This window comes from Ruegeria sp. AM7 (assembly GCF_056535965.1).
Genome location: NZ_JBQFJE010000001.1, coordinates 418,671 through 431,703 on the forward strand (window position 1 = coordinate 418,671; position 13,033 = coordinate 431,703).

The following is a 13,033-nucleotide window of genomic DNA, read 5'->3' on the forward strand; positions in this document are numbered from 1 at the left end:
TGACATGAACTACTATACGACCCCAAGTGAATCGGCCCGCAACATTCTGATCGCCAATGATCGCGGTCGCTATACCATCCCCACCAGCGGTCTATACCCCTATCAATGGAACTGGGACAGCGCGATTGCCGCGCTGGGTTTTGCCGAATTCGACATCAACCGCGCCTGGACCGAACTTGAAACGCTGTTCTCGGGCCAATGGGCGGATGGCATGGTTCCGCATATCCTGTTTCACAAGCCCGATCCGGGTTACTTTCCGGGGCCGGATGTTTGGGGCGGCACCGGGCCTATCCCGTCTTCGGGCATAATCCAACCACCACTGGCCGCCACAATGGCCCGGCGGGTTTTGGACATAGACCAGGCCATTGGGGCAGAGAGGATGCGCGCGCTATTTCCCAAAATGCTGGCCTGGCATCGCTGGATCATGGCATGGCGGCTGGACGATCACGGTGCAGTTTGTACGACGCATCCGTGGGAGGCCGGGCGGGACAACGCGCCTGATTGGGACAATACGATGGCGGCGATTGATGCCTCGGATGTGGGTGAATATCAGCGCCGTGACACCAGCCACGTGAACAGCGCGGACCGACCGACGAAATACGATTACGACCGTTACATTAAACTGGTGAACATCGGGCGCGAGGTCGGCTGGGATCAGGAGAAACTGCTGGCATTGAATCCATTCCGTGTGGCCGATCCAACCATGAGTTTCACAACCTTGCGCGCCGCCCGCGATTTGTTGGCTATCAGCAACGATCTGGGGCTAGAAGCGGAAGGGCTCAGTGAAGATGTGGACATACTGGAAACCGGAGCACGTTCGCTTTGGAATGACGCGCTTGGTGCGTTTGACTCGCGCGATGCGCATACCGGTGAATGGGCGGACAGCGTCTCGAACGCCAGCTACTTGTGTTGGTATGCGGGCATTGACTCTGACCAGATGCTTGAGCGGGTCAAGACGGTTCTGACTACTGTCCCACACCCCATTCCAAGCTATGACCCGCAAATGCCCAAGTTTGACGAACGCCGCTACTGGCGCGGCCCGACATGGGCATTCATGAACATGCTGACAGGTTTCGGACTGGCCGAGATGGGCCATGGGGTTGAAGCCGAAGCCTTGCGTCTGAAAACAGCCCGGCTGATCGCGGGCCATGGATTTGCCGAGTATTTCGACCCTCTTACCGGAGGTCCGGCAGGAGGCAATTCTTTCACTTGGACGGCTGCGGTTTGGCTGCATTGGGCGGGGAAGAACTGATGGGGAGTATCCAGCTTAAAGCCGTCGAGAAATGGTTCGGCGAAGTTCAGGTGATCAAGGGCATCGACCTGGACATCCAAGACGGTGAGTTTGTCGTTTTCGTGGGGCCGTCTGGTTGCGGCAAGTCCACATTGTTGCGGATGATCGGTGGGCTCGAGGATATCTCGCGCGGATCGCTTCTGATTGATGGCGATGACGTAACCGACCATCCGCCCTCCAAGAGGGGGCTGACGATGGTGTTTCAGTCCTATGCGCTATACCCTCACCTTACCGTGGCCGAAAACATGGGTTTTTCGTTGAAAGTTGCGGGCGTGTCGAAACCTGACATAGCTGAACGTGTGGGAAAGGCTGCCGAGGTTCTCAAACTGGATCCTTATCTGGAGCGCCGCCCCAAGGATCTTTCCGGCGGCCAAAGACAGCGTGTCGCTATCGGCCGGTCGATCGTGCGCGACCCCACTGCGTTCCTGTTCGACGAGCCCTTGTCCAACCTTGATGCCGCTCTGCGGGTCGAAATGCGCTATGAGATCGCGAAACTGCACCAAAGTCTGAACCGAACCATGATCTATGTAACCCATGATCAGGTCGAAGCGATGACTCTGGCCGATCGCATCGTGGTGCTGGAATTCGGCAAGATCGCGCAGGTGGGCACTCCGCGCGAGTTGTACGAAAGCCCCGCCAACCTTTTTGTCGCGCAGTTCATTGGCAGCCCAAAGATGAACGTGTTGCCTTGCTCTGTGGCGGGGGACCGGTTTCGTCTGGAAAACGGCGGCATTGGCCCGTTTGACCGAACAGGTGACGCAACCCGGTTGGGTATCCGTCCTGAACATATCAGTGTTGTTGAATCCGGTTCGGGGAATAGTGATGGCGTGGTCGAGGTTGTCGAATATCTTGGGGCCGACATGTTCGTTATCGTCGACTGCGGATTTGACGAGAAGGTGACCGTTCGCCTTGGCGGGGATACGAAGATCAAGGCGGGAATGCAGGTTGGCCTTCTTTTCGCGCCTGAGAAACTGCAGTTCTTCGATGCGTTAGGGCAGGCGATCAGCGCAAATTAAAAGGGGGATAACCTTTCAAGGTTTAGTCTGGTCGGGCGGAAACGCTGCCGCGCAAGGCTTTGCGACCCAGCATCGCATGCCTTAACAAGCCGTATACAGCCACCGAACAGGCCGTGGCCCTGCCACCTGCAAAGAGGTTCGCAAACGCAGTCCCGTCTGTCATTGGGATGCGGTTAGGAAGCTAGAACAGGAATAGTTTTTGCGGTTCGGATGGCGACTTATTGCTGCATTCCTTCTGGGACTATTGATCGATCCGTTGGGTTGAAAATGGTGCAAGACTCTCTTTGAATTCTTCTATGAATTCCAGCGTCACCAATGAAGGTTGTTTCAAAATCGGCCGCACCAGAGAAAGCGTATGTGGCAGTGCTGGTGCAAAGGGTCGAAATGTTAAACCTCGCGGAGTGTACTGCACAGCATCCAGTTCACTGACAACGGACACACCTGCGCCTTTTAAGGCAAGTTCGCAGGCCGCAGTAAACTGTCTGACTTCGATATGAGTATTCAGTGTCACATTAGCGTTTTGAAACACTCTGGAGAGTCTTAAGAAAAAATCACTGTCACGCCGAGTGTGAATTATCTTGCTGTCTGCAAGATCGGCTGGAGTGATTTCAGTCAGGTTTTGTAGTTCGTGACCGGTTGGGAACACGCAGACCGTTCGAACATCTACGTTATTGCTTTCAACTGCGGGGTGGCCGTTAAAACTGTCTGTTACCCCAAAATCATACTGTTCGCCGATCATCCACTCGAGGATGCGTTCGGGTCTGTCTGGCTCAATCGTTAAGGTTACCCCGGGACGGTCTTTCAAAAATCCTGCGACTACATCTGGAAGATGGCTGGTGGCAAAACCGGGGAGGCAGGCAACTCGTATATGCCCCGCCTTGCGCTGAGTGATATCCTGACTGACGTCGGATATCTGATTCATCAATTCAAGAACACGTTCTACGCTCGGCAAGAGGTAGCGCGCCTCCTGGGTGGGCAACAACCGGCCTTCGCGCCGGTCAAAAAGCTGAAATCCTAACGACTTTTCAAGATCCGAAAGCAGTCGGCTGACAGCTGGTTGGCTAACTCCCAAATCAACAGCGGCTGCTGTGACAGATCCATTGGTTGTCACCGCGACTAAAGCTTCTAGTTGTCGTATTCTAAGTATTTGGCTCATTGCTAATTCCGGTGATGAGAAGCCCTCCATAACACTGTGTTATTTTTTTATCCATCAGATCAGACTTGAATTATGATCTTGTGCGGTTAACGTCGTGAAATCGTCAGGTGTACCGGTTTCGCATTGCGGTCGGTATTCAACGAAGCATCGAGCCTGATGCATGGGAGGAATCATGAAAAAGAATTTTCTCGGCGCTCTAGCCGTAACAACTGCTTTGTCTCCGGTGGCTGCAATGGCGCAGACCGAAGTTCAATTCTGGCACGCCTTCACGGGTCGGTTGGGTGAACTGGTGAAGGCCCAGGTCGAAGAATTCAACGCCAGCCAGGATGAATTCGTGGTTATAGAAAGCCACAAGGGCAATTATTCAGAAACACTGAACGCGGGGATTGCGGCGTTCCGCGCTGGTGAACAACCCCACATCCTAATGGTGTTCGAGGTTGGCACCGCCACGATGATGTCTGCCGAAGGGGCAATCAAGCCGGTATTCGAGGTCATGGCCGAGAGTGGTGCGTCTTTTGATCCGGACGCCTATATTGGCGCTGTCAAAGGCTATTACACCACGACGGACGGCGACATGCTGTCCTTACCATTCAACTCGTCCACGCCAGTGTTGTGGGTCAATCGCGATGCTTTCGAGGCGGCCGGTGTCGACCCCGATACAGACCTGTCCACTTGGGAAAACGTGGGCGCTGCCCTTGATCAGCTGAAAGCCGGGGGTGAAGACTGTCCCCTGGTCACTGCGTGGCAAAGCTGGATTCACCTTGAGAACCTATCTGCTTATCACGACGTCCCGTTCGCCTCGAAGGACAATGGGTTTGCCGGTCTGGACACCGAGTTGATGCTGAACGGACCCACGCAGGTCGCGCATCTAACTGCGATGGGAGATTGGGCAAAGGATGGCAAATTCATCTATACCGGTCGCCGCAACGAAGGCGGTGCGAATTTCCGGTCTGGCGAATGCGCTTTGTTCACCGAAAGCTCTGCGGGTTACGCAGGTATCAAAGCCGAAGCTCAGTTCGACTTTGACGTGCGCCCCTTGCCCTATTGGTCAGGCGTGATCAGCGAGCCGCAGAATACGATCATCGGCGGTGCTTCGCTTTGGGTGATGGAAGGCCATGAGGACGACGCGTATAAAGGCGTTGGCGAGTTTCTTAGCTTCCTGTCGACCTCGGGTGTTCAGGCCGATTGGCACCAGAATACCGGTTATCTGCCGATCACCGCCGAAGCCGGTGTCGAGACGCGCAACGCCGGGTTCTACGAAGAAAACCCTGGCACCGACATTGCCGTGATTCAAATGACTGCGAAAGAGCCGACCGCAAACTCCAAGGGTCTGCGTCTTGGGTCTTTCGATCAAATCCGTGGCATCATCGACGAAGAACTCGAGGCAATCTGGTCCGGCGAAAAGACCGCCCAGGAAGCGATGGATAGCGCTAAAGAACGTGGTGATGCGTTGCTGCGCCGTTTTGAATCGGCAAATCGCTAAACTCTTGGCACATGCGGGCTCGTCAGAGCCCGCATTCTAAACTGCTGGTGGGCTGACAAATTGGAAAAACGCGTCACTTTTCGCGGCTGGCTTTTGCCAATTGCATTGATTGCGCCGCAGGTCATCATCTCGGCCGTTTTTTTCTTTTATCCCGCCGGACAGGCCGTATGGCAGTCTTTGTTTATTCCGGATCCTTTCGGATTGTCCTCGCAATTCGTTGGGTTGGGCAATTTCGAGTTCCTGCTTAGCGACAAGTTTTATCGCGCGTCATTCGTGACAACGGCGGTGTTTTCGACGCTTGTCACCTTTTGCTCGATGATACCTGCACTGTTTCTGGCAGTGATCGCGGATCGCTTGATCAAAGGATCCGGCGTTTACAGGACGCTGCTCATTTGGCCCTATGCGGTCGCGCCAGCTGTGGCCGGGGTGTTGTGGCTTTTCATGTTCAACACCCGCGTCGGCGTTATCTCGTGGTATCTGGGCCAACTTGGCTATGACTGGAACCACGTACTGAATGGAACCGAAGCCATGGGGCTGGTTGTCGTCGCCTCCGCCTGGGGGCGCATCAGCTATAACTTCCTGTTCTTCTTTGCGGCGCTGCAATCTGTGCCAAGATCGGTGATAGAGGCGGCGGCGATAGATGGTGCCGGGTTTTGGCGCCGGTTTTTCACCATCGTATTGCCCCTTTTATCACCAACGGCGTTCTTCTTGTTGGTGGTAAATGTTGTCTACGCATTCTTTGAAACCTTCGGGGTCATCCACACGATCACCGGGGGCGGTCCACAACAAGCCACGACCATTCTGGTGTACAAGGTCTTTTCAGACGGGTTTGTGGGGCAGGATCTGGGCTCATCTTCAGCGCAATCCGTTATCCTGCTGGTTGTTGTTGGCTTGCTGACAGTGATCCAGTTCAAATACGTGGAAAAGAGGGTGCACTACTGATGGCCGCCCAACAGAATGGAATGGTCGAGAAACGCGGTGCCGGCATCTGGCTGACCCATGCGCTCATGATCGTAGGCGTGCTGATCATTTTCTTTCCCATCTGGCTGGCCTTTGTGGCCTCGACCGTCACGCAAGCAGATATCGTGTCGCCGCCCATGCCTGTTGTGCCAGGGGATCAGTTCTGGGTGAACTACAAGGCGGCATTGTTTTCAGGCGTGAATGTGCCCGTGGCGACGATGCTGTTCAACAGTCTGGTGATGGCAATCGGCATAGCAGTGGGCAAGATCATCATCTCGTTGCTGTCGGCTTTTGCGATTGTCTATTTCCGTTTTCCCGGTCGTCAGACCTTTTTCTGGATGATTTTCATCACCCTTATGCTGCCGGTCGAGGTGCGGATCGTACCAACGTTTGAGGTCGTGGCCGGGTTTGGTATGCTAAACAGTTATTCCGGGCTGATCTTCCCGCTGATCGCTTCGGCCACCGCGACCTTCCTGTTCCGTCAGTTCTTTCTGACCATTCCCGATGAATTGGCCGAGGCCGCGCGTGTCGATGGTGCCCGCCCGATGCGGTTTTTCATTGATATTGTCGTGCCCATGAGCCGCACCAACATCGCCGCTTTGTTTGTGATCCTGTTTATCTATGGCTGGAACCAATACCTGTGGCCTCTGCTGATCACCACTGATCCCGAAATGAACACCATCGTGATGGGCATCAAGCAGATGTTCCCATCTGGCGATGATTTTGCCCATTGGCCGACGATCATGGCCACATCCATTCTGGCGATGATACCACCGGTCATCGTCGTCGTGTCCATGCAAAAGCTGTTTGTCCGCGGCCTTGTCGATAGCGAGAAATAAGAAATGGCAACTGTTACCCTGCAAGACGTCAAGAAAAGCTTTGGCCCGACGGACGTGATCCACGGCATCGACATGGAAATCGAAGACGGAGAATTCATTGTAATCGTCGGCCCGTCAGGCTGCGGAAAATCGACGCTTTTGCGCATGGTGGCCGGGTTAGAGACAGTCACCTCTGGCGAAATACGGATCGGTGGCGAGCGTGCAAATGAAAAAGAGCCGATGGACCGCGATATTGCGATGGTGTTCCAGAATTATGCGCTCTATCCACACATGTCCGTGCGTCAGAACATGGGGTACGGCCTGAAAATTGCACGCTTGCCCAAGGCGCAGATCGACCAGAAAGTCACCGAGGCGGCCAAGCTGTTGCAATTGGAGCCGTTGCTGGATCGTAAGCCGAGACAACTGTCGGGGGGTCAACGTCAGCGTGTTGCGATGGGTCGGGCCATTGTCCGCGAACCGGCTGTTTTTCTGTTTGACGAGCCGCTCTCGAACCTCGATGCCAAGCTGCGCGTTCAAATGCGTCTCGAAATTCGTGAGCTTCAGGAAAAGTTAGGGATCACGTCTCTTTATGTGACCCATGATCAGGTCGAAGCGATGACGATGGCCGATCGGATGATTGTCATGAACGGGGGCGTGGCCGAACAGATTGGCACCCCGTTAGAAGTTTACGAGACCCCTAAAACGTTGTTTGCCGCGCAATTCATAGGAAGTCCTGCGATGAACGTTTTCGATGCGCAGCGTGAGAACGGGTTGATCCGGGTCGGCGCATCCGAAATTGGCCCGTCACAAGGTCCCAATACTGCTTTGAAACTTGGGATTCGACCAGAACATCTGACCGTAGATGAAAACGGCCCGTTCGAGACAGCGGTTCAGATGGCAGAGCCCTTGGGAGCGAACACGTTGTTGCACGGCCATCTTGCGGGCTCTGGCGCGATGATCACCGTCAGCCTGCCGGGTGTCCACCCAATCGAAGGCCGCCATCCGAGTATGCGCTTTTCGGTTGCACCGGAGCACATGCATTTTTTCGACAGTAAGACCGGAAGACGATTGGACAGCTGATGGATGCCTATGTTTTGCAAAAGCCACCGCTTCCAAAGCACAGTTTCATGAGCTTGTCGAAAAAATGGGGTGGAGTGGTCGCAACTTTGCTAGGTCGCCCAGAATAGTTCGGTTGGCTGAATCCAAGCGGTGCAGGGATCAGGTCAACAAGCAGAGCGGGGTCAGGCGGGCGCGGTACCAATAGAAACGATCTGAGTGCACAATGTGGTCGCCGCAGTGAGTGACCGAGCCGTGGTCTGCGCCATAGTCGGTAAGATCATCCATTCCAACGCCCAAGCGCTGCCGGATCGTTCCTGTTCATGCACCAATGCGTGATGCATCCCAGACACCTGTGTGGCGTTAAACCGGGCCAGTGTCACCAGCAGCTCGGCCAGAATGGGGTTCTGTTTATGTGGCATAGCCGAAGATGCCCCGCCACCGGACAGCGTGATCTCATCCACGCCCTGTTGGGCCATCAGGCAGATATCCTGCCCCATCTTCCCCAGCGACCCCGAGATACGCGACAGCAGATCGGCATATTCCACCACCCTATCGCGGGCAGTGTGCCAGCTTTGGCCCGCCACATGCAGTCCAAGGGCATCGGCGATATGCTTCGCCAAGTCGCGTTGCGCAGGCCCGATCGTCTGACCATCGCCAACAGGTCCGGCCAGTTGTACGCATTCCACGCGATGGCGCAGGTCGGACAGGCTTTGGTGATAGGCCCGAAGCGGATCACGCCAGGTTTCGATCCGGTGGCCGACTGTGACGGGCAGGGCAGCCTGCATCCGTGTGCGCCCCATGATTTTGCGTTCGCCAAATTGTTCGCTGAGATTGCCCAGTAGGACCGACAGCCGCAACAGGCGCTCTTGCAACAGGTCCGTGGTCTCGCGCAAGGTCAACGCCAAGGCCGTGTCCATTACGTCCTGCGAGGTCGTTCCGGTGTGAATGGCTGGTGCCAGTGGTCCTGCATCCGATCTCAGGGCCTGAACCAGCGCCGGAACAGGCAGCCCATCCGCCATGGTACCCGCGCGCAAGGTCTCAATGCCGGGCGCGGCTTGCTCAATCCATGTGGCCGCAGCGTCCGCTTGGTCGGCAGGGATTTTGCCGATTGCACCCAGTCCGCGCGAATAGGCGGCCTCGAAGGCCAGCATATGGGCGAGCGACCGCTCCGCCGACCAGATCTCTTGTGCCTCGGCGTCGCCGAACAGACCGGAAAACCAGGGGTGCGAGAACAGATCGGTCATTTTTGTCGTCCTTATCTTGGGTCGTCCGGACTGGCGTTAGGCCGCAGCCGGGCGCAAGCCCAGAATGGCACGGGCCTGATCGACATTCGCAATCGGGCGTTTATGCGCATGACACAGGTCAACGGCCCGCTGCACCAGGGCTGCATTGGACGGGGCAAGCGTGTCGCGATCCAGACGCACGTTGTCCTCTAGTCCCGTGCGCACGTGCCCGCCCGCCGCGATGGACCATTCGTTCAGCTTGATCTGCCCAGCCCCGATCCCGGCGGCGCACCACGGGACGTCTCCGAACAGGCGGTGCACTGTTTTGACGTAGAAATCGAATACATCTCGATCCACGGGCATGGCATTGCGGACGCCCATGACGAATTGAATATAGGGCGTATCGGGCAATTGCCCCTCGCGGTGCATCCGGGCCGCTTGCAGGATATGCGACAGATCAAAGGCCTCGATCTCGGGTTTGACGCCGTAGGTTACCATCTCGCTGGCCAGCCAGTTCACCAGATCGGGTGGGTTTTCATAAACGCGCGTCGGAAAGTTGTTCGATCCCACCGAAAGCGAGGCCATGTCCGGGGACAGCGGTAACATACCCCCGCGCGCCTTGCCCGCACCCGAACGACCTCCGGTGGAAAGCTGCACTATCATGCCGGGGCAGTGCGTTTCGATCCCTTCCTTCAGCGCACCAAACAGGTCGGGGTCCGAGGTGGGTTTGCCCTCGGCGTCGCGCACATGGCAATGAGCGATGGAGGCTCCGGCCTCGAAAGCTTCATGAGTGCTTTCGATCTGCTCCGGCACCCTGATGGGAACGGCAGGGTTGTCGGCCTTGGTGGGCACCGAACCGGTGATGGCCACACAGATGATGCAGGGGGTTTGTGAGACAGGATCAGACATCGAAAAACACCGTTTCTGAGGGGCCTTGTAATTGAATATCGAACCGGTAGCCGCCTTCCACCTGTTCCGCGATCAGAGTTTGCCTGCGCGCGGGCTGTTCAATCAGGTTCAACACCGGATCCGACGCATTTGCCGCCGTTTCATCGGGGAAATAAAGCCGGGTGTTGAGGCCTAGATTGATCCCACGAGCAACGAGCCACAAGTTAATATGCGGGGCCATCACTGCGCCGGTTTGGTCTTTAACAGCGCCCGGTTTGATTGTGCCGAACGCCCATTCACCCGTGTCGAAATCCGGTATCACACGGCCCCAGCCACGAAAGCCCGGATCAACAGAGCCCTGATCGGGAAAAACGCCATTTGCATCCGCCTGCCATGTTTCGATAAGTACATCCTTGACCGGAGCGCCGGTTCCGTCGCGTACCATACCGCGCACAGTGATCTTCGTCCCTGACGCGTCTGGCCCCGCGATGTCACGGCCTAACTCGTGCCGGTAGATATCGAACCCGGCGTCTCCGGGGGCCAGCCCGATATGCACATAGGGCCCCGCGGTCTGTGAGGGTGTTTCCTTGAGATAGTTCAGCCTTTGCACCATGGTCAGTTCCCCTCGGGCCGGTTTTCGAAATAGGTCGACCGCTGCCCGCGCAGCACGAGGTCGAACTTATAAGCAAGACAATCGAAAGGGACGGAGGCGTTGATATCCAGCGCGGCCACCAGTTGGTCAATCGCGCGCGGGTCGGGGATCGTGTTGATGATCGGACACTTGGCAATCAGCGGGTCGCCTTCAAAGTAAAGCTGCGTGATCAGGCGCTGCGCAAAGCTGGTTCCGAAGACTGACACGTGAATATGCGCAGGCCGCCAACTGCTGACCCAGTTGCGCCAAGGATAAGCGCCGGGTTTGACGGTGCGAAACTGGTAGTAGCCCTGATCATCGGTCAGCGTTCGCCCACAGCCGCCGAAATTCGGGTCGATAGCAGCCAGATAGGTGTCTTTTTTGTGGCGATACCGCCCGCCCGCATTGGCCTGCCAGATCTCGACCAGTGTATTGGGCACCGGGCGGGCGTTTTCATCCAGCACCCGTCCGTGCAGCAAGATACGTTCACCCACCGGATCGCCGGTTGTAGCGAAATTGCGCAGAAGGTCATTGTCCAACGGGTCGATGTCACTATGGCCAAAGGTCGGGCCGGACAGCTCGCTTGTGGTCCCTTCCAGCGACAAGAGCGGTTGTTTCGGAGAGCGTGTCACGCTGGTTTTATAATTGGGGTCCAAGGCTTGCGGATGCCAGGCCCTGTCGCGTGGGAAAAGCTGGGTCATTCCGCCATGTCCTCCATCTCGGAAAAGGTTTGTTTGGCAAGGGCAATGGCCCGATTGGCGCAGGGAACGCCCGCATAGACGGCGGCGTGCAGGAAAGCCTGAAGGATATCGTCTTTCGAAGCCCCGGTATTGGCGCAGGCGCGCACATGCATGGGGATCTCGTCAAAGTTCCGCGTCGCGGCCAGCAGCGCCAGCGTGATCATAGACCGTTCGCGCGGGGTGATCGTGTCGTCCGCCCACAGCGTGCCCCACGCGGTTTCGGTGATCATGTCCTGAAACGGCGCGTCAAAGGTGGTTTTGCGCGCCTCGGCACGATCTACATGGGCGTCGCCCAGAACTTTGCGGCGCACGGACATGCCGGTTGCATGGCGATCCATCACGTTCCCCTTTTCGTCGGTCATCTTTAATACGGCAGCCCCACATAGTTCTCGGCCATCGCCTTTTGCGCGGCTTCGTTGCTGCGCAGAAAGTCAATCTCGGCCCGTTGCATCTTGAGGTCAAATTCGGACTGGTCGGGAAAGCGGTGGAGCAGCGTTGAAAACCACCAGCTGAACCGCTCGGCCTTCCAAACCCGCGCCAGAGCGTTTTGCGAATACGTGTCGATCCCGGCCTCAGACCCATCTTGGTAATAGTCCTTCAAACCTTGAAACAGGTAATGCACGTCCGAGGCCGCCGTATTCAGCCCCTTGGCCCCGGTTGGGGGCACGATATGCGCGGCATCCCCGCACAGAAACAGCCGCCCCCACTGCATCGGCTCGGTCACAAAGGAACGCAGCGGCGCGATCGATTTCTCGATGGACGGGCCAGTCACTAGGCGATCGGCAAATTCCTTTGGAATGCGGCGTTTAAGCTCGGCCCAAAAGGCGGCGTCGGTCCAGTCTTCGGGGTGATCGGACAGAGAACACTGGATGTAATAGCGACTCAGCGCTTCGTTTCGCATCGAGCACAGCGCAAAGCCGCGATGGGACGAGGCATAGATCAATTCGTGATGCACAGGCGGGGTTTCGGACAGAATGCCCAGCCAGCCAAAAGGATAGATCTTTTCGTATTCGCGCCGGACCGACAGCGGGATGGTCTGTCGGCTGACCCCGTGAAACCCGTCGCAGCCCGCGACGAAATCCGCATCGATACGCTGATCTTGCCCATCGGTGGTGAAGGTCACATAGGGGGTGTCGGTTTCAGCGTCATGAATGGTGACGTTTTCGGTGTTGAAGATCATCGCGCCACCTGCGGCCTCGCGCGCGTCATAGAGGTCGCGGGTCACTTCGGTCTGGCCGTAAACCAGAACCGGGGTGCCGGTATGGTGCTGAAAGTCGACCCGGAAGCAATCCTCTTCGACCGCGATCAACGTGCCGCTATGTTCAATTGCCTCAGCGTGCAGGCGCGCGCTGACGCCTGCCTGATCCATCAGGTCGACAAAGCCCTGCTCCAACACGCCGGCGCGGATGCGGCCCAACACATAGTCCTTCGTCCGACGCTCCAGTACGATGCTGTCGATTCCCTGCGTTGCCAGAAGCTGTGACAACAGCAAACCCGACGGCCCGCCGCCGATCACAAGAACTTGCGTCCGCATCTTATCCTCCTGTCCCCGCTGTGCAGGATTGCATTGTGCAAGAGGTTTCGCAACGCACGGATGCGGCCATACCGTTGCGATAAAAGCATAAGGGGGCCATACATGATCCCATGCGATGACTGGATACCGCCCCGTATCGGACCTGGGACGCTGGACTGATGATAAGCGGGTCTGCAAAAAAAGTTGCGATATTATGCATGTTATGCATTAAATTGCATCGCGACGCATCGCGCA

13 protein-coding genes are annotated in these 13,033 nt (G+C 56.7%); 6 read left to right on the forward strand and 7 right to left on the reverse strand.

What is annotated here, in order from left to right; all coding sequences use genetic code 11:
• Nucleotides 1-4 precede the first annotated feature (4 nt).
• Together ACR3EG_RS01795 and ACR3EG_RS01800 are read left to right on the forward strand one after the other, a co-directional pair.
• Nucleotides 5-1,252 (forward strand): MGH1-like glycoside hydrolase domain-containing protein, encoded by a 1,248-nt coding sequence (locus ACR3EG_RS01795; RefSeq protein ID WP_480482383.1) that lies wholly within the window; start codon nt 5-7, stop codon nt 1,250-1,252.
• A complete protein-coding gene (locus ACR3EG_RS01800; protein ID WP_480482385.1) occupies nt 1,252-2,307 on the forward strand; it encodes an ABC transporter ATP-binding protein in 1,056 nt (351 codons plus the stop codon). Before ACR3EG_RS01795 ends, ACR3EG_RS01800 begins: the two co-directional genes overlap by 1 nt.
• Nucleotides 2,308-2,548: 241 nt before the next feature.
• Here the strand turns inward: ACR3EG_RS01800 and ACR3EG_RS01805 are convergent, their stop codons facing one another.
• Complete coding sequence (locus tag ACR3EG_RS01805) at nt 2,549-3,463, reverse strand: LysR substrate-binding domain-containing protein (RefSeq protein ID WP_480482387.1); 915 nt, start codon at nt 3,461-3,463, stop codon at nt 2,549-2,551.
• A 172-nt stretch (nt 3,464-3,635) separates the two neighbouring features.
• Here ACR3EG_RS01805 and ugpB point away from each other — a divergent pair, with 172 nt between their 5' ends.
• Genes ugpB through ACR3EG_RS01825 form a run of 4 tightly spaced genes read left to right on the forward strand, consistent with a single transcriptional unit; the run spans nt 3,636 to nt 7,804 of the window.
• Nucleotides 3,636-4,946: a sn-glycerol-3-phosphate ABC transporter substrate-binding protein UgpB gene (gene ugpB / locus ACR3EG_RS01810; RefSeq protein WP_209196375.1), complete on the forward strand. Its 1,311-nt coding sequence runs from the start codon at nt 3,636-3,638 to the stop codon at nt 4,944-4,946.
• Nucleotides 4,947-5,006: 60 nt separating this feature from the next.
• Nucleotides 5,007-5,888 (forward strand): sn-glycerol-3-phosphate ABC transporter permease UgpA, encoded by an 882-nt coding sequence (ugpA, locus tag ACR3EG_RS01815; protein WP_480482389.1) that lies wholly within the window; start codon nt 5,007-5,009, stop codon nt 5,886-5,888.
• 20 nt (nt 5,889-5,908) lie between these two features.
• Nucleotides 5,909-6,745 carry a sn-glycerol-3-phosphate ABC transporter permease UgpE gene (ugpE, locus tag ACR3EG_RS01820; RefSeq protein WP_480482858.1) on the forward strand — a complete coding sequence of 279 codons (837 nt, stop codon included), beginning with the start codon at nt 5,909-5,911 and terminating at the stop codon, nt 6,743-6,745.
• 3 nt (nt 6,746-6,748) lie between these two features.
• Nucleotides 6,749-7,804, forward strand: a complete 1,056-nt coding sequence (locus tag ACR3EG_RS01825) for a sn-glycerol-3-phosphate import ATP-binding protein UgpC (protein WP_480482391.1) — start codon at nt 6,749-6,751, stop codon at nt 7,802-7,804.
• A 161-nt stretch (nt 7,805-7,965) separates the two neighbouring features.
• Here the strand turns inward: ACR3EG_RS01825 and ACR3EG_RS01830 are convergent, their stop codons facing one another.
• The 6 genes from ACR3EG_RS01830 to pobA are packed head-to-tail and all read right to left on the reverse strand — an operon-like array spanning nt 7,966 to nt 12,799.
• Complete coding sequence (locus ACR3EG_RS01830) at nt 7,966-9,027, reverse strand: 3-carboxy-cis,cis-muconate cycloisomerase (protein ID WP_480482393.1); 1,062 nt, start codon at nt 9,025-9,027, stop codon at nt 7,966-7,968.
• Between the two features lie 36 nt (nt 9,028-9,063).
• Complete coding sequence (locus ACR3EG_RS01835; RefSeq protein WP_480482395.1) at nt 9,064-9,915, reverse strand: 3-oxoadipate:acetyl-CoA acetyltransferase; 852 nt, start codon at nt 9,913-9,915, stop codon at nt 9,064-9,066.
• The gene (gene pcaG / locus ACR3EG_RS01840) at nt 9,908-10,507 is read right to left on the reverse strand and encodes a protocatechuate 3,4-dioxygenase subunit alpha (protein ID WP_480482397.1); all 600 of its coding nucleotides are present in this window, start codon (nt 10,505-10,507) and stop codon (nt 9,908-9,910) included. Before pcaG ends, ACR3EG_RS01835 begins: the two co-directional genes overlap by 8 nt.
• A gap of 2 nt (nt 10,508-10,509) precedes the next feature.
• Complete coding sequence (pcaH, locus tag ACR3EG_RS01845; RefSeq protein WP_480482399.1) at nt 10,510-11,226, reverse strand: protocatechuate 3,4-dioxygenase subunit beta; 717 nt, start codon at nt 11,224-11,226, stop codon at nt 10,510-10,512.
• Entirely contained in the window at nt 11,223-11,627 is a 405-nt protein-coding gene (gene pcaC / locus ACR3EG_RS01850; RefSeq protein WP_480482401.1) for a 4-carboxymuconolactone decarboxylase, read from the reverse strand. The genes pcaH and pcaC overlap by 4 nt, the downstream gene beginning before the upstream one ends.
• 2 nt (nt 11,628-11,629) lie before the next feature.
• A complete protein-coding gene (gene pobA / locus ACR3EG_RS01855) occupies nt 11,630-12,799 on the reverse strand; it encodes a 4-hydroxybenzoate 3-monooxygenase (protein WP_480482403.1) in 1,170 nt (389 codons plus the stop codon).
• Between the last annotated feature and the right edge of the window lie 234 nt (nt 12,800-13,033).

Bases quoted from the DNA above. Each gene is read 5' to 3' on its own strand.
- ACR3EG_RS01800 (WP_480482385.1), top strand. From the start codon at position 1,252: ATGGGGAGTATCCAGCTTAAAGCCGTCGAGAAATGGTTCGGCGAAGTT.
- ugpE (WP_480482858.1), top strand. From the start codon at position 5,909: ATGGTCGAGAAACGCGGTGCCGGCATCTGGCTGACCCATGCGCTCATG.
- pcaC (WP_480482401.1), bottom strand. From the start codon at position 11,627: ATGACCGACGAAAAGGGGAACGTGATGGATCGCCATGCAACCGGCATG.
- pobA (WP_480482403.1), bottom strand. From the start codon at position 12,799: ATGCGGACGCAAGTTCTTGTGATCGGCGGCGGGCCGTCGGGTTTGCTG.
- ACR3EG_RS01795 (WP_480482383.1), top strand. From the start codon at position 5: ATGAACTACTATACGACCCCAAGTGAATCGGCCCGCAACATTCTGATC.
- pcaG (WP_480482397.1), bottom strand. From the start codon at position 10,507: ATGGTGCAAAGGCTGAACTATCTCAAGGAAACACCCTCACAGACCGCG.
- ugpB (WP_209196375.1), top strand. From the start codon at position 3,636: ATGAAAAAGAATTTTCTCGGCGCTCTAGCCGTAACAACTGCTTTGTCT.
- pcaH (WP_480482399.1), bottom strand. From the start codon at position 11,226: ATGACCCAGCTTTTCCCACGCGACAGGGCCTGGCATCCGCAAGCCTTG.
- ACR3EG_RS01825 (WP_480482391.1), top strand. From the start codon at position 6,749: ATGGCAACTGTTACCCTGCAAGACGTCAAGAAAAGCTTTGGCCCGACG.
- ACR3EG_RS01805 (WP_480482387.1), bottom strand. From the start codon at position 3,463: ATGAGCCAAATACTTAGAATACGACAACTAGAAGCTTTAGTCGCGGTG.
- ACR3EG_RS01830 (WP_480482393.1), bottom strand. From the start codon at position 9,027: ATGACCGATCTGTTCTCGCACCCCTGGTTTTCCGGTCTGTTCGGCGAC.
- ACR3EG_RS01835 (WP_480482395.1), bottom strand. From the start codon at position 9,915: ATGTCTGATCCTGTCTCACAAACCCCCTGCATCATCTGTGTGGCCATC.